Consider the following 15,188-nt stretch of genomic DNA (forward strand, 5'->3'; position numbering starts at 1 on the left):
GTGGTCGAGCGACGGTCCGTACCGCTTTATACATGGCGGCCTTAAGTGCCATACGTTACAACCCCGTCATCAAGACCTTTTATGAACGTTTGCTTGCTAACGGAAAACTCAAAAAAAGTCGCGCTGGTCGCTTGCATGCACAAGATGCTGACGATCATGAACGCCATAGTCAAATCGGGTATTCCGTGGAATCCAGAGCATGCAAAATGCGCCTAAAAAAAGCTTGACTGGGAACACAGTTTGCTCTCCCCCAACCCCTCCCCCGCGAGGGGGGAGGGGAGATTCGAGAGTCGCTCGCGACTTTCATAGTAAGGCAGTGCATGCCCCCCGCTGCCAGCCCAGCCAGCGATGGCGAGCGCATTGCTGCGGTGCGCCGGTGTGTGCGACACTCGCCAACTCGCTCAACCTGCCCCCGGATCCGCCCGCATGCGCCAAATGCTGATCTCCTGCTCGGCCAGCCTGCTCGCCCTGGCACTTTCCTTAAGCGCCTGCCAAACCGCGCCGCTCCCCGCCCCGCTCCCGGCGAGCGCCCTCGAAATCCACATCGCGCACATCAACGACCACCATTCGCACCTCGAAGCCACTCCCGACTTCGAGATCAGCATCAAGGGGGTTCCGACGCGCGTCGAGGCCGGCGGTTTTCCTCGCCTGACGACGCTGTTCAAAGCCAGCCAGGGTCTGCCGAACCTGTTGAAGCTGCACGCCGGCGACGCGATGACCGGCACCCTCTACCATACCCTCTATCAGGGCGAGGCCGACGCGGCGCTGATGAACAGCGTCTGCTTCGACGCTTTCGAACTGGGCAACCACGAGTTCGACGAAGGCGACGCCGGCCTGCGGCGCTTTCTCGATGACTTGCGCAACGGCCCCTGCCAGACCAGCGTTCTCGCCGCCAACGTCGAAGCGGCGATCGGCAGCCCGCTCGCGCCGGCCGCCGCCAATGACTATCTGCAACCCTATCTGCTCAAGTCATTCGGCAACGTCACCGTCGGCATCATCGGCATCGAAGTGCGCGGCAAGACGATGAATTCCTCGCGACCGCTAGCGAGCACGCGCTTCGCAGACGAGGTCGCCAGCGCGCAGAAATACATCGAGCGGCTGCGCGCGCAGGGCATCCGCCACATCGTCCTGCTCACCCACCAGGGCTACGCAGCCGACGTGGCGATGGCCGCGCAGCTCAGTGACGTAGACGTGATCATCGGTGGCGACTCGCATACCCTGCTCGGCGATTTTTCAGCGATCGGGATCGACGCTTCTTCTGGCCCCTACCCGACGGTCGTCCGCAACCGCGACGGCGACCCCGTCTGTATCGGCCAGGCCTGGGAATACGCCAAGGCTTTCGGCCTGCTGCAGGTTCGCTTCGATGCGCAAGGCCGCGTCGAGAGCTGCCGCGGCGAGGTGACCCTGCCGATCGGCGACGATTTTCGGCAGAAGGATGCCAGCGGCGCTTTCGTCGCCGTCGACGCGGCCACGCGCGCGCGCATCGTCCAAGCGTTGCAGGAATCCGGCGGCGCGCGCGTGCTCACCGCCGACCCGCTCGCGCAGGCGACTCTCACCCGCTTTGCCGGCCGCCTCGAAGACCTGAAAAAGCAGCAGATCGGCATCGCCAGCGAATCGCTGTGCCTGGTGCGCGTACCCGGCGAATCGACCAACCGCAGCAGTGGCGTCGCCGGCTGCGAGCAGGCCAACACGCTGGCACGCGGCAGCGACATTGCGCAGGCCGTCGCCATCGCTTACCGGCAGGCGAGCAGGCTCGCCGACATCGCCCTGCAGAACGGCGGCGGCATCCGCAGCGCGCTGCCGCAGGGCGAAGTCAGTTTCAACACCGCGTACACGGTGCTGCCCTACAGCAACGTGCTTTTCGAACTGCAGCTCAGTGGCAGCCAGGTCGCCGAGGTGCTCGAAGACGCCGTCGGCAATTATCTCGATCGGGGCGGATCGGACGGCTCTCACCCCTACGCCGCCGGCCTGCGCTGGCAGCTCGACCTGTCGCAGCCGCGTGGCCACCGCTTCAGCGCCATCGAGGTGCAGCGCAAGGACAGCGGAATCTGGCAGGCAATCGACCCACAAGGCAGTTATACCGTGGTGACCAGCGATTACCTCGCGACCGGCAGCGACGGTTATACGACGCTTGGCAGGATTCATCAGACCGGCCACAGCGTGAACACCTATCTCAACTACACGCAAACCTTCGTCGATTACCTGCTGGCGCGCGGCACCGTCAGCCGACCGGCCGCAGCCGATTACAGCCACCAACGGGTGATCGGTCGCGACGGCAGGGTGCTGCCCTGAGAGAAGCCATCCGTACAATGAAAAAACAATATATCGTCGGCATCGATCTCGGGACCAGCAACACGGTCGTCGCTTACAGCGCGCCCGGCAAGCGGCAAGTCGAACTGTTCGAAATCGAGCAACTGGTCGGTCCTGGCCAGGTGGCCGCGCGACCCTTGCTGCCTTCGGTGCGTTTCCATCCGGCGCCCGGCGAGATCAGCCCGGGTGATCTGCAATTGCCGTGGGCAACCGAGGAAGGCGACGCGCCGCTGGTCACCGGCCGCCTGGCGCTCGAACTCGGGGCACAGGTTCCCGGTCGGCTGGTCGCCAGCGCCAAGAGCTGGCTGTCGCACGCCGCAGTCGACCGCCTGGCGCCGATCCTGCCGTGGGGCGCCGAAGACGGGGTCGCCAAGGTCTCGCCAGTAGTGGCCAGCGCGAGTTATCTCGCGCATGTTCGCGCCGCCTGGCAGCACCGTTTTCCGAAAGCACCACTCGAGCAGCAACAGCTGATCCTGACCATCCCGGCCTCCTTCGACGAAGGCGCACGCGCGCTGACACTCGAAGCCGCGCGGCAAGCCGGCCTGGCCAATCTGCGCCTGCTCGAGGAACCACAAGCGGCTTTCTACGACTGGCTGTTCCGCCACCAGCAGAGCCTGGCCGATGAACTCGCGGCAACGCGGCTGCTGATGGTCTGCGACGTCGGCGGCGGCACCACCGATCTGACGCTGATCCAGGTGGCAATCCAGGACGGCGAGCCGGTACTCACCCGCATTGGCGTCGGCGACCACCTGATGCTCGGTGGCGACAATATGGATCTCGCGCTCGCGCACCTCGTCGAGTCGCGCTTGCCGGCCAGCGAAGGTCGCCTGTCAGCGCCGCGCTTTTCGCAACTGACGGCGCGCTGCCGGATGGCCAAGGAACAACTGCTGGCCGCCGGCGCACCCGAGGCGGTGCAACTGACCCTGCTCGGTGGCGGTTCGCGGCTGATCGGCGGCGCGCGAACGGTCGAACTGAAGCGCGATGAAGTCCTGCAGGTGATCGTCGATGGCTTCTTCCCGCGCGTGCCGCCCGATGCGCCCGTTCAGCAGCGACGTGCCGCGATCGTCGAGTTCGGGCTGCCCTACCCCGCCGACCCGGCGATTACACGCCACGTCGCCGCCTTCCTCAGAAGACACGCGCAGGCTGCGCGTCAGGCGCTCGGCGACGCCGCCGACCCAGGCGGCGAGCCAGGCCGCCTGCCAATACCCGATACGCTGCTGTTCAACGGCGGCGTTTTCCGCGCTGATGCCCTTGCCGAACGTCTGCAGTGCACCCTGGGCGACTGGCGCGGTGCAGCGCTGCGCATCCTGCACAATGATAACCCTGATGTCGCCGTGGCCCGCGGTGCAGTCGCTTACGCGCTGATCCGCCAGGAACATGGGCGGCAAATCGGCGGCGGATCGGCACGCAGCTACTTCCTGCTTCTCGAAGATCAAGGCCAGCAGCGGCGCGGCATCTGCCTGCTGCCGCGTGGTACGGAAGAAGGGCACGAAATCCGGCTGCCCGAGCGCATCTTCAGCCTGCGCCTCGGCCAGCCGGTACGCTTTCACCTTGCTTCGTCGGTGGCCGATACCCCTTATCTGCCGGGCGAAATCGCCCCTCTCGACGACGAGGATTTCATTCGCCTGCCGCCGATCGCCACCGTCGTGCAGACGCAGGCCGGCAGCAGCCAGCGCGAAGTGCGCGTGCAACTGAGCACCGCCATGACCGAAGTCGGCACCCTCGAAATTCACTGCGTCGGCGTTGAAGATGCCGCCCGTCGCTGGCTGCTCGAATTCCAGTTGCGTGGCGACGACGGCAGCACGGTGGTATCGTCGGCAGTCCTGCCGGCACGTTTCGCTGACGCCGTGCAGTGCATCGAGCGTATTTTCGGGGCCAGTTCGCAACCGGTCGAAAGCAAGGAAGTGCGCCGTCTGCGCGGCCAGATCGAGCATCTGCTCGGCAAACGCGAGGACTGGGAAATGCCGCTGCTGCGCGCGCTGTTCGACATCCTGTTGCAGCGCGCGCGGCGCCGCCGGCGTTCACCGGAGCATGAACGCCTGTGGCTCAATCTGGCCGGTTTCTGCCTGCGCCCCGGCCTCGGCTACGCGCTCGACGAGTGGCGGATCGAGCAACTCTGCGACTTGTTCCCACAGGGAATCCAGTATGTGAACGAGAGCCAGAACTGGTCGGAATGGTGGACCCTGTGGCGACGAGCTGCAGGCGGTCTGCCGGCTGCCGTTCAGGAGCAGCTCCTGGCCGAACTCGGGCCCTGGCTGCGTGCCGAGCCGACGAAGAGCCGCAGCCGCCTGGCAGCAACCATCGCCGGCAGTCACGACGACATGCTGCGCCTTGTCGCCTCGCTCGAACGACTACCTGTCGAACGCAAGCTCGAAGTCGGTGAATGGCTGCTCGAACGCTTGCGCAAGAACTCGGAGAAAACACTCGGCTGGTGGGCGATCGGCCGCATCGGCGCCCGCCAGTCGCTCTATGGCAGCACCCACCAGGTAATCCCGGCCGAGGTCGCCGGCCGCTGGCTGCAAGCCCTGCTGGCGCTGGACTGGAAAAAGGTCGAGCCCGCAGCTTTCGCGGCAACGCAAATCGCCCGCCTGACCGGCGACCGTGCTCGCGACCTGCCAGACGACATCCGCGCAGCGGTACTCGCGCGTCTGCTATCGATCAATGCCAGTGTTACCTGGGTCAGGCAGGTGCAGAGTGTCGTCGAACTCGACAAGGCCGACGAACGCCGCGCTTTCGGCGAGTCCCTGCCAGCAGGATTGAGACTGCTGCAGGGAGCCGGAAGCGCACGAACAGTGAGCACCGCAGCGACTTCGGAGCACCCGGCAAGCTAGTCAAATCGATTCAGAGGGCAGGCTTCGACAGGCCGTCGAACCGCTCGTGCAGCAGCACCCGCCGGCGCCATCAGCCCGCACCCGCGCCGGGGTCACTGAGCATAAATATCATTAACTTAGCCACTTACGAACGACTCGCAGCTTCCCGAGAGGCGCTCGCCGGATTGACATCGAACGCTCGTTTTCCGGATAATGGCCACCAGAGGAACCCGCTGACTGCCTTGGCAAAAGCAGCGGAAGCCTTCACCGGGATGTTTTCAAGGAGTGAGCCATGCGCGCGAACAGGGGCGGAGATCGCCGCCAATGTAATTCCGGTCCACCGACTGGAGTGGCTGAACGCCGCTGCGGCAGTGACCGGCGCAGGTTTCAGTTGACAGGAGAATCCATCGCGGCAGTCGAAGCGCGGCTGGCGGCGCTTGCATGTCAGCGCGACGAAAACCGTGAAGACGACGGTTCGGGGTGGGACAAGGTGATCATTTCCTTGAGCTAACGGTCATGACTTTTTGAGACCCACCCAATCATCAGGTCCGGTCTGAACCGGGAGGAAGCGATTTCCGAGGAGAATGGTCGACCGCCGGCATCTGCAGGTCGCCGCGCCGTTCGAAGGGAACATTGCCCAAACCGGAAACATTGATGCGTCCTACGATCCGGTAGTCGACCCGCTCCCGGCCGCCCTTCTGCAAATCGCGAAGCTGTTTCAGGGTGCTGCCCAGCGTACTGGTGGCCATCACCTCGAGGACCGCTTCGCCAAATCGCGGGACGCTGACCGCCTTGTCCGACAGACCCTTGATGAATGCTTGTCCATTGAGTTCGATCTCGAAGTTCAGGCCATTGATCGGCAATTCCACATCATTCGGATTCTGGATTCGCAATTTGAGCAAAAAACGTTGTTCGAACAGGCCCAGTTGCACCAGATTCAGTCCGGCAACGCTGACCTCGGGCTTTTGTGAAAAGCTTCCGAGTCCGGCACAAGCGCTCAACACAGCGATCGACACGATCGCCAGACAGCTTCTCATGAGCACTGGCCAGCGGCTTCCAGAACCCGCAACAACGACGCCGTATCCGCACGCCCCCAGCCCTGCGCCATCAGGGCATTGAGTTGCTGATCGACCTGCGCGGCAACCGGCAGGGGAACCCCGAGACGATGGGCTTCGCCGATGACGATGCGGTAATCCTTGTGATGTAGGCGGGCCTCGACCCCGGCAACGAAGTCCCGATCGACCATTCTCCCACCCATCACTTCCAGCACACGGCTGCCGGCTGAACCACCGAGCAACGCCTGTCGCACCCTGGCCGGATCAGCTCCGGCAGCACGGCTCAGGTGCAGCGCCTCGGCCACCGCCTGAATTGCCGCGACCATCAGCATCTGATTGCACAGCTTGGCGACCTGCCCGGCGCCGTGCTCACCGACATGCACGACAGACCTGCCGAGCAGTGCGAGGAGGGGCCGCACCCGTTCGAGCACCGCTGCCTTGCCGCCAACCATGATCGCCAGCGTCGCCGCGATCGCCCCCTGCTCGCCGCCGGAAACCGGCGCATCGAGCATGTCGACGCCCGACCGGGACAGACGTTCGGCCAGCGAGCGTGCCGTTTGCGGCGCGATGGTGCTCATGTCCACCAGGATCGAGCCCGGAGCGAATCCCGCCAGCAAGCCATCCTCGCCGAGCGTCAGGTGCTCGACGTCGGCACCGGCGGTGACCATCGTGAATACCACCTCGGAGCACCCTGCGACTGCCGCCGCCGATGCGCAGTGCAACGCTCCAGCAGCCAGCAAGGGCTGGCAGGACGCGGGACGCCGTGCCCAGAGCGCGACCTGATGCCCGGCATGCAACAGATGCAGCGCCATCGGCCGGCCCATCACACCAAGGCCGATGAAACCGAGCCGCATCAGGTGTCTCCCTCGCCACCCGACAGGCGCTCGAGCAGCTTGAGAATGGCAATCGAGTCCTCCTCGCCAAGTCCTGAACCGACCATCGCGTTATACATCTGTGCCGTCGCTGCCGACACCGGCAGGCACAGGCCCAGCTCGTGCGCACTCTGCATGACGATGTTCATGTCCTTCTGATGCATCCAGGACTTGAAACCCGGTTTGAAGTTGCGGTCCAGCATGCGCTGGCCGTGATTCTCGAGAATCTTCGAATAGGCGAAACCACCCAGCAGCGCTTCGCGTACCCTGGCCGGGTCGACGCCGCTCCTGGCCGCGAAATTGAGCGCCTCGGCGACGGTCAGCACACCGACGCCGGTAACGATCTGGTTGGCTGCCTTGGCCACCTGTCCGGCACCCACATCGCCCACATGCACGATGTTCCTGCCCATGCAGGCGAACGCCGGTCGCGCGCGATCGAAAGCAGTCACCTGGCCGCCGACCATGATCGACAGCGTGCCGGCGATGGCTCCCACCTCGCCTCCGGAGACCGGAGCGTCGAGAAAATCGATGCCCTGCGCGAGCAGGCGCGCGCCGATGTCGCGCGCGGCCGCCGGCCGAATGGTACTCATATCGACAGCGATCAGGCCGCTTCTGCCGGCACTCGCCACCCCCCCGTTCGCCAAGCATCACCTGTTCGACATCGGGCGCGTCGGCGACCATCGAGATCACCACATCGACCACCTCGGCCACCCCCGCAGGGCTGACCGCGGCACCGGCACCGGCGTCCAGCAAGGGCTGCATCGACTCGGCACGCCGCGCCCAGACCGTGAGCGGGTGCCCCCCCGTGCATGAGGTTCAGCGCCATCGGACGCCCCATGATACCCAAACCGATGAATCCGATTTTCATTGCTGCTCCTGTTGTGATGACCAGATCGAGCTGTGCAGTGTAGCAACAGTGTAGCAATAATCCAGTGACGGCTGGCCAGGGCTTTCGCCTTCAGGCCAGGACCGTCACCACGACACTGCGCCGATGCGCCCACGTCCGGTGTTCCCAGAGATAGATTCCCTGCCAGGTACCGAGGCGTAGCTCGCTCTTGCCGATCGGAACCATCACCGAGCTGCCGGCCAGGATGTTGCGGGCATGCGCGGCCATGTCGTCATCGCCCTCGTCATCGTGCAGATAAGCCGGATCGCCGTCGGGTGCCCAGCGGCTGGCCAGGGTTTCGAGGTCACGGCGCACCGAGGGGTCGGCGTTCTCGGTGAGCACCAGCGAACAGCTGGTATGCTGGACAAAGACGTGCGCAATGCCGATCGACAAGCCGGCGGCGCGAACGATGCGGGCCACCTCGGCTGTAATCTCGATGCTGCCGCGCCCGCGGGTGTGGACATCAAAGCTTTCCTGATAAGCCATGTAGCACTCCTTAGCCGGTGCCTAGAAGGCAGAACCTGGTGTCTTGAGGAATTCAATTTCAGCATCCGTCGACGTGCGGCCGAGAATCGCGTTGCGGTGCGGGTAACGCCCGAAGCGCTCGATGATCGCCTGGTGTCGGAGTTCGAAGTCGAGGTTATGTTCCATTCCCGGCGCAGCGAACAGCCTGACCGCCAGCGCGTGTATTGCCGCTGACTCGCTGTGCATGTACGGCAGATAGAGAAAAGCTCGGCGCGTCGGTGCAAGGGCCTGGTCCAGGCCGGCGGCGACCGCTTCCTGGGCGAGCACCAGCGCCATGCCGTCGGCAGCAAAAGCCTCGGGACGATCGCGAAAGAGGTTGCGGGAGAACTGGTCGAGGACAATGATCTCGGCCAGCCGCCCATCGGCAGCATCGGCACCCTGGCGCCACGCGTACAGTTCGCAGCGTAGCGCCGCCGCATGCAGGGCGCCAAAACGTGCCTCGACCAGCCGGTCGAAGTCCTCCGATTTCGCCCACCACTGCGCCGGCGTCGTCTCTTCGAACCAGAAGTGCAGAATGGCTGCGGGCGTCATCGCCATACTCCTGTTCCCATACGCCAGATGATGGCCATCGGCAGCCTATGCCTTTCCGCGAGCAGGCGCGCCGACACCCAACTCGCGCCAGCCGTCGTGGCCGAGTTCCCTGAGCGTCTGCATATTGCGCTCGTAGATTGCCGCCGCGTCGGGAATGGCTGCGACGGCGCGATCGATGCTGGCTTCACGCAGCAGGTGCAGGATCGGGAAGGGCGAACGGTTGGTATAGTTGGTCACGTCGTCATGATCGGTGTCGACAAAGGCGTAGTCCGGATGAAAGCTGGCCACCTGCAACACGCCGCGCAGACGCTTCGTTTTCAACAGCACATCGACAAGACCGAGAAAGCAGGTGAAATCCTCGAAGGCATCAAGCACACCGGGGTGAATCAGTAGTGTCGTATCCACCTCTTCCGGCGCTGCCGCCTGGAGCGCGTGCAACTCGCGATCCATGTCAAGAAGCAGGCTCTCCTCATCGCGCGCATCGCTGACCACGTAACGCACCTGCCCCTTGACATGAACGCCCTTGGCAAAAGGACAGAGGTTGAGGCCAATCACTGCCCTTTCGAGCCACTGGCGAGTGACGGCGATGACTTGATCGTGGCTGGGGATGTTCTGGTGTCGGATCTTGGACATGGTCCGCTACTGGCTCCTCGGGCTGTCGTACTACGATGCGCGCCAGTGTAGCGATTCGCGTCGGATGAGGCAAAGCGCAGCCATCGCCAGCGCATCTCATCGGCGACCAGGCCAGGGGATTACAATACAGCTTTGTCGCGTGCGAGTGCGCCATGGAAAGCGTTGCAGCGGTCGTCATCGGCGCCGGGGTGGTCGGCCTGGCCTGCGCCCGCACGCTGGCACGGCGGGGCATCGAGACCGTGATTCTCGAACGCAACGACACTTTCGGCAGCGAAACCAGCGCCCGCAACAGTGAAGTGATCCACGCCGGGCTGTATTACCCGACGGGCTCGCTCAAGGCAGCGCTGTGCGTTGTCGGCCAGCGGAAACTCTACGGATTCTGCGCTACGCACGGCATCAGCCACCGGCGCTGTGGCAAGCTGATCGTCGCCACCTCGACAGCGCAGGAAGACAAACTTGCCGCGCTGCAGCAGCAGGGTCAGCTGAACGGTGTCGACGACCTGCGCCTGCTGAGCGCAGCCGAGGCACGCGCCCTCGAACCCGCACTGACCTGCAGCGCTGCCCTGCTCTCTCCCTCCACCGGCATCATCGACAGCCGCGCCCTGATGCGAGCGCTGCTCGGCGATGCCGAACGTGCCGGCGCCTGGCTGGCTCTGCGCAGCCCGTTCTGCAGCGGCTCCATCGAGACCCACGGCTTCATCCTCGAAAGTGGCGGCAGCGACAGTCTGCGCTTTACAACCGCCACGGTAATCAATGCCGCCGGCCTCTGGGCACCCGAAGTCGCCGCTTCGCTCGCCGGTTTTCCGGCAGCGCTGCTGCCAGTGAGCCATCATGCCAAAGGCAACTACTATGCCCTCAGTGGCCGCTCGCCCTTCTCGCGGCTGATCTATCCGCTGCCCGGGAACGGCGGCCTGGGGATTCATCTGACGATCGATCTCGGCGGGCAGGCACGCTTCGGCCCGGACGTCGAGTGGTTGCCGCCACCCACGCCAGGGCAGCCGATCGGCGCACTGGACTACCGTGTCGACCCGACACGCGCTGACACCTTCGCTGCCGAAATTCGCCGCTACTGGCCAGGATTGCCCGTAGCGGCGCTGGCACCGGCTTATGCCGGCATCCGCCCGAAGATCGCTGGTCGCTCGGATCCTCCCGGCGATTTCTTGCTCCAGGGGCCAGCGCAGCATGGCATCCCCGGCCTGATCAACCTGTTCGGCATCGAATCGCCGGGGCTGACGGCCTCTCTGGCAATCGCCGAGTACGTTGCTGACGTCGCGACCGGACGGTATGCCGGCTGAGAACATGCGCGCGGTCCTCGATACCAATATCGTGCTGGACCTCCTGCACTTCGCCGACCCGCAGACGCAAGCGCTGCAGTACGCGATCACGCGCGGCGCCCTGCGCTGCTTCACCGATCGCCATTGCCTGTCCGAACTGAAGCGCGTCAGTGCCTACCCGCAGTTCGGACTCGATGCCGCTGCGCAAGGGGCACTTCTGGAGCGCTACCGCAGTTTCACCAGCACCTGCGATAGCGACGATAGCGACGAGATCGAAGCCTACCCCCTGCCCCGCTGCCGCGACAGCGACGACCAGAAGTTCCTGATCCTCGCGCTACGCTGCCGCGCCGACCTGCTGATTACCCGCGACCGGCTGCTCCTGCAGCTCGCCCGCCACCGCCGTCTGCCCGTTCCCTACGCGATCGTCACGACGGAGGCCGCCAGCGCGCTGTTTGCAGGCGGAGCAGTCGCGCCACGGTTTGCTGATTGCCAAAATGCAGGCACGCGTCATTGACCATCGGGGTGCCAGATTGTAGAATGCACGCTTTCTCGGGGCGTAGCGCAGCCTGGTAGCGCATCTGCTTTGGGAGCAGAGGGTCGTGAGTTCGAATCCCACCGCCCCGACCAGTTGAACAAGTGCCTGTTGCAAATGTATCAAGAGGTAGCAGGAAACAGTTGCCAGGCCATGTCGTACTCGCGCCCGTAGCTCAACCGGATAGAGCACCGGCCTTCTAAGCCGGGGGTCGTGAGTTCGAGTCTCGCCGGGCGCGCCAAGCTAGTGGCGGTGTTAGCTCAGTTGGTAGAGCACTGGATTGTGATTCCAGTGGTCACGGGTTCGAATCCCGTACATCGCCCCAACAAATCAAGAAGTTGGCACCATCAAGCGGCCATGCTCTCAGGTATCCGGTTCTGTGTAGCCACCATGTAGCCAGATTTGAGCAATCCAGAGCAACGTCAGGCCAAAGAAAACCCGGCGCACGTCCGGGGGTCTGGTTCAGCGCAGCGCCTCTGCGCGGGTAACGGCGAGGTAGTGTTCCAGCTTGGCGACGATACGCGGCAGGTCGGTGCGGAACTGCTCGACCGTCACCTGGCTGACGTCAATCGTCAGGGTAACGGCAAAAGGCGCGCAAAGATCAGCGCCGAAGGTGTAGCCGCTTTTCTCAGCCATGACTCGCCCCCTCCACCGTCGAGAGGAACACGGCCAGGGCCGGCGGCAGCGCGTTGGAATCGCCTTCGGGTTCGAGGCTGGCGAGTTTTGAGGAGTAGGGGGATTGTTGGCGAGTGGTAGCGCCGGGGGTGTTGGGCATGGGGTGATTCCAAGTAGCGGTTGTGTGTTCCGCCTTCCCCACTTCCACATGAGGAGGGCAGACCGTGCGGGTGTGGAAGACCGGCACTTGGAACCGGCGAGCGCGAAGGCTCCCCGCACGGTCGCCCATAACTGGGGGCCATGCCAACGGACATGAAAAAAGCCGCGATGCAGGCGGCTTGTCCGCCAAGTGTCCGGGCTTCCACACCCGCATCGCTGATGTGCAACGACAGCACCAGCATAGGCCACGCGCCAGCAGTACGTCAAGGACTTGCACAATCGACGCTGGCGGGGCGATCTACCCCAAGCCGATACAACTTTGCCACAGAAACGCCCCTGAGCGTCGCTGTGCCCGCCATGGTTTCTTTCTCATCGACTGACACCTTGCCTGCCACCTTGCCTGCCACTTTGCCGGACACCATCCCGTTCGCCACGCACGCACGGGGGGTTGCCGGCAGCATTGCGCAGTGCAGCGTTAGCAAATATCGCGCCAGTAGTGACTGCTACCTGATGAACATCAGGTAGCGCATGGTGAGGAACAGTTCATGCTTGGCGTTGCTCCTGGCATGGTGCGGTGCGATTCGAAACGCTCGACTGGCAGCCCCGGCGAACCCGCTGCGCCCCCCTTGGGTGTGACGTGTGAGGGCGACGGTACTGCGCGGGGCATCAGCCATGCCGGGAACACATCGATGTCCAGCGCGGTGGCAGCCCGGTAGCGCCGGGAGTGACGGCACCTACCTTGTCGATCGCGCCAGGTGACTATCTGCACCTCGACAATGCCGCGCGATGCCATCCTCAGCAGGGCACGGGCGATCGATCGCCAGCAACGCCCGGCGAGCGCGGACACTTCACGGGCGCTTGCCCAGGGCCGATCCAGGGATTGTAGTGAATCGAGTGCCAATGCCTCGACGCCGGCTCTGTACTCGTCTCGTGCAGTGGTCAAGTGTCGCCCCTCTGTGTGCGCGTGCGAGGGGGAGCATATTCGGTTAGGCGCTTAGTTGCAATATGCCCAGAAGTAGCCTTTTTGCCGCCGGCGCGCGCAGCAGCCGCCCCCCCCCGGTCTTGGCATCACAACACAGGCCGCGCAGATCGTCGGGGAATGGTGGCGTCGTCGGTAGCTGCGCGGATGCGTACCGCTTCTTGCGATTTGGCGCCGGTTCCCTTGTCGAAATAGACGCCAGACAGCCACATGCGTGGCTCTTTGGAGAAGTGAACCCCGACTAGGTCAACCCGGCCTTCCGGTCCTCGTCGATCATGAATTGGTCTATCCGGTCCTGCATCCGCCCGGCCACTTTCGGATCCGACATATCCCCCTCCTGGGGTGTCTGCGCTTCGGTTGGGGCTGTACTTGATGCCTCGCTCGTCGAGCCAGCCGGCCGCTGCCTGTACGGCACCGTCGCGCCAATCGTGAAGCCGGGCTTGAAGATTGGGTCGTCCGGCGGGATCGCCGTTCCCCCATACTTCGTGATTAACTCCCTGCCCGTCATTTTTCCATCTGGTAAGCTCATGGCGTGTTCTCCTGGTGGTTGTGCGATTGGGTTTCACTGCGCTTCGGGCAGATCAAACGTCCAGCCCTTAGCCAGCATCCATCGGACGAGCTTTTCCCCTTCGGCGGACATGACTTCAGGCTCGTCGACTAGAGCACGTGCTTCCCACCGCGGGAATATCCCCCCTGAAACCTGCTCAATAAGGATATCGGGGCAGGGATAGACTTCTCCGCTGCCACCAAGCGCGAAGCAAGATGACAGCTTTAGCCCCCCTGCGGTTAGTTCGTCGATAATCTCCCCCATCTCGCCGGTGGACATGCTGGAGATTCCGAACAGTTGCCGGTCCTCGGACGCGTAGGGAAAGGCGGCCCGAAATGCAGCTTCTCCGCCCTGATAGTTCCTTCGTACTGCGCTCTTCTTGACGACCGCAGTCGAGAAAACGATGCGAATGCTCATGGTGTGCTCCTGTTCGTCGAATGAAAAAACCCGCGTCAGCGTGGGGGCTAAAGCGGGCCTTGACGAACCGAACGACGCTTTAGGAACGTTCAAAAAACAAGTTGCGGAATTTGAGTATTTGTTAAGATGACAGATTCTCCCATGGCTATGATTTCCTTCATCGCATGAAGCCTTACACTGAAGAAATAGAACGTCTGATGACGACAATGTTTTGCAGGTTGTCCGAAAAAGATCGGCGACGGTATGCGGCAGTCGAAGCCCATAAATTAGGGTGGGGTGGAAAGGAATATATTTCGAAATTGTTGGGTATAGACTCCAGGACGATCTGCCAAGCTTGGTGGATTTGAAAGAAATGCAAGAATTGGCGCCCGGTCGGATCCGCAGACCAGGGGGCGGCCGCAAATCCATCATCAACGCCATGCCTGAATTGGAAAGCATTTTTTTTTTGAAGTCATCTCTGAACATACGGCAGGAAGTCCGCAACACGACATCGTCTGGACGAACCTCAAACCGCAAGCTATTGCCGAGCGAATCACGACGAATGGCATTCCTGTAAGTCGCTACGTTGCCTGCAAGTTGTTGAAAAAGAATAAATTTGCAAGTCGCCAAGCCCAGAAAAAGAAGTCGTTCAAGCAACATCCAGAACGTAACCCCCAGTTTCAGAACATCACAGAAATCAAAGCGAAGTATCTTGCACGGAACCAGCCTGTGATCAGCATGGATACGAAGAAAAAGGAGATGATAGGCAACTTCTATCGCGCGGGAAAATTGTACGCACGAGAATCCATTGAAGTCTTGGACCATGATTTTGCCAGCTACGGCGAGGGAAAAATTGTGCCGCACGGACTTTATGACGTAGGGCTAAACAAGGGGCACGTGAACCTAGGAACGAGCCGCGATACGACGGAATTTGCGTGCGACAGCGTCGCGCACTGGTGGGAAAAGGTGGGCAAGTACGACTATGCTCACGCCACCCAACTCCTGCTGACGTGCGATGGCGGAGGCAGCAATCCCTCCAATTCCTCTTTGTTTCGACCAGGACT

16 protein-coding genes, 3 tRNA genes and 2 pseudogenes are annotated in these 15,188 nt (G+C 63.0%); 9 read left to right on the plus strand and 12 right to left on the minus strand.

Going from position 1 to position 15,188, the window contains the following annotated elements:
• The 3 genes and pseudogenes from E4Q08_RS18665 to E4Q08_RS18675 all read left to right on the plus strand — a co-directional run.
• A pseudogene (locus E4Q08_RS18665) lies at positions 1-216 on the plus strand (transposase); the annotation flags it as partial.
• Between the two features lie 210 nt (positions 217-426).
• Positions 427-2,292 carry a bifunctional metallophosphatase/5'-nucleotidase gene (locus E4Q08_RS18670; RefSeq protein WP_169071473.1) on the plus strand — a complete coding sequence of 622 codons (1,866 nt, stop codon included), beginning with the start codon at positions 427-429 and terminating at the stop codon, positions 2,290-2,292.
• 17 nt (positions 2,293-2,309) lie between these two features.
• Positions 2,310-5,141 carry an Hsp70 family protein gene (locus tag E4Q08_RS18675; protein WP_169071474.1) on the plus strand — a complete coding sequence of 944 codons (2,832 nt, stop codon included), beginning with the start codon at positions 2,310-2,312 and terminating at the stop codon, positions 5,139-5,141.
• Positions 5,142-5,662: 521 nt separating this feature from the next.
• Here the strand turns inward: E4Q08_RS18675 and E4Q08_RS18680 are convergent.
• From E4Q08_RS18680 to E4Q08_RS18705, 6 genes and pseudogenes are all read right to left on the minus strand, one after another.
• Positions 5,663-6,157, minus strand: a complete 495-nt coding sequence (locus tag E4Q08_RS18680) for an LEA/WHy family protein (protein WP_034913964.1) — start codon at positions 6,155-6,157, stop codon at positions 5,663-5,665.
• A complete protein-coding gene (locus E4Q08_RS18685) occupies positions 6,154-7,029 on the minus strand; it encodes an NAD(P)-dependent oxidoreductase (protein ID WP_034913967.1) in 876 nt (291 codons plus the stop codon). Before E4Q08_RS18685 ends, E4Q08_RS18680 begins: the two co-directional genes overlap by 4 nt.
• A pseudogene (locus tag E4Q08_RS18690) lies at positions 7,029-7,915 on the minus strand (NAD(P)-dependent oxidoreductase). The gene E4Q08_RS18685 and the pseudogene E4Q08_RS18690 overlap by 1 nt, the downstream one beginning before the upstream one ends.
• Before the next feature lie 90 nt (positions 7,916-8,005).
• Positions 8,006-8,419 (minus strand): secondary thiamine-phosphate synthase enzyme YjbQ, encoded by a 414-nt coding sequence (locus E4Q08_RS18695; protein WP_034913974.1) that lies wholly within the window; start codon positions 8,417-8,419, stop codon positions 8,006-8,008.
• Positions 8,420-8,440: 21 nt separating this feature from the next.
• Positions 8,441-8,995 carry a DUF924 family protein gene (locus tag E4Q08_RS18700; RefSeq protein ID WP_034913977.1) on the minus strand — a complete coding sequence of 185 codons (555 nt, stop codon included), beginning with the start codon at positions 8,993-8,995 and terminating at the stop codon, positions 8,441-8,443.
• Positions 8,996-9,034: 39 nt separating this feature from the next.
• Entirely contained in the window at positions 9,035-9,622 is a 588-nt protein-coding gene (locus tag E4Q08_RS18705; RefSeq protein WP_034913979.1) for a DUF1415 domain-containing protein, read from the minus strand.
• 152 nt (positions 9,623-9,774) lie between these two features.
• Here E4Q08_RS18705 and lhgO point away from each other — a divergent pair, with 152 nt between their 5' ends.
• The 5 genes from lhgO to E4Q08_RS18730 all read left to right on the plus strand — a co-directional run bounded on the left by lhgO (position 9,775) and on the right by E4Q08_RS18730 (position 11,753).
• Positions 9,775-10,917, plus strand: a complete 1,143-nt coding sequence (gene lhgO, locus E4Q08_RS18710) for an L-2-hydroxyglutarate dehydrogenase LghO (protein WP_034913982.1) — start codon at positions 9,775-9,777, stop codon at positions 10,915-10,917.
• A gap of 4 nt (positions 10,918-10,921) precedes the next feature.
• Positions 10,922-11,410 (plus strand): putative toxin-antitoxin system toxin component, PIN family, encoded by a 489-nt coding sequence (locus tag E4Q08_RS18715; protein ID WP_248595010.1) that lies wholly within the window; start codon positions 10,922-10,924, stop codon positions 11,408-11,410.
• A gap of 36 nt (positions 11,411-11,446) precedes the next feature.
• Positions 11,447-11,523 (plus strand) — tRNA-Pro (locus E4Q08_RS18720).
• 69 nt (positions 11,524-11,592) lie between these two features.
• A tRNA-Arg gene (locus E4Q08_RS18725) sits at positions 11,593-11,669 on the plus strand.
• A gap of 8 nt (positions 11,670-11,677) precedes the next feature.
• Positions 11,678-11,753 (plus strand) — tRNA-His (locus E4Q08_RS18730).
• 137 nt (positions 11,754-11,890) lie between these two features.
• Here E4Q08_RS18730 and E4Q08_RS18735 read toward each other — a convergent pair.
• From E4Q08_RS18735 to E4Q08_RS18755, 6 genes are all read right to left on the minus strand, one after another.
• Positions 11,891-12,064, minus strand: a complete 174-nt coding sequence (locus tag E4Q08_RS18735) for a hypothetical protein (RefSeq protein WP_169071476.1) — start codon at positions 12,062-12,064, stop codon at positions 11,891-11,893.
• The gene (locus E4Q08_RS18740) at positions 12,057-12,203 is read right to left on the minus strand and encodes a hypothetical protein (RefSeq protein ID WP_169071477.1); all 147 of its coding nucleotides are present in this window, start codon (positions 12,201-12,203) and stop codon (positions 12,057-12,059) included. Before E4Q08_RS18740 ends, E4Q08_RS18735 begins: the two co-directional genes overlap by 8 nt.
• 516 nt (positions 12,204-12,719) lie before the next feature.
• On the minus strand, positions 12,720-13,145 hold the full coding sequence (locus E4Q08_RS18745) for a hypothetical protein (RefSeq protein WP_169071478.1): 426 nt from the start codon (positions 13,143-13,145) through the stop codon (positions 12,720-12,722).
• Between the two features lie 125 nt (positions 13,146-13,270).
• Complete coding sequence (locus E4Q08_RS25500) at positions 13,271-13,393, minus strand: hypothetical protein (protein ID WP_256436005.1); 123 nt, start codon at positions 13,391-13,393, stop codon at positions 13,271-13,273.
• A 29-nt stretch (positions 13,394-13,422) separates the two neighbouring features.
• Positions 13,423-13,710 carry a hypothetical protein gene (locus tag E4Q08_RS18750; RefSeq protein ID WP_169071479.1) on the minus strand — a complete coding sequence of 96 codons (288 nt, stop codon included), beginning with the start codon at positions 13,708-13,710 and terminating at the stop codon, positions 13,423-13,425.
• Between the two features lie 33 nt (positions 13,711-13,743).
• A complete protein-coding gene (locus E4Q08_RS18755; protein WP_169071480.1) occupies positions 13,744-14,145 on the minus strand; it encodes a hypothetical protein in 402 nt (133 codons plus the stop codon).
• 489 nt (positions 14,146-14,634) lie between these two features.
• Here E4Q08_RS18755 and E4Q08_RS18760 point away from each other — a divergent pair.
• The coding region (locus tag E4Q08_RS18760) for an ISAzo13 family transposase (RefSeq protein ID WP_308240176.1) at positions 14,635-15,188 on the plus strand (554 nt) is incomplete at its 3' end.

Origin of the sequence: Candidatus Accumulibacter contiguus (genome assembly GCF_012940005.1) — a bacterium.
GTDB lineage: Bacteria > Pseudomonadota > Gammaproteobacteria > Burkholderiales > Rhodocyclaceae > Accumulibacter > Accumulibacter contiguus.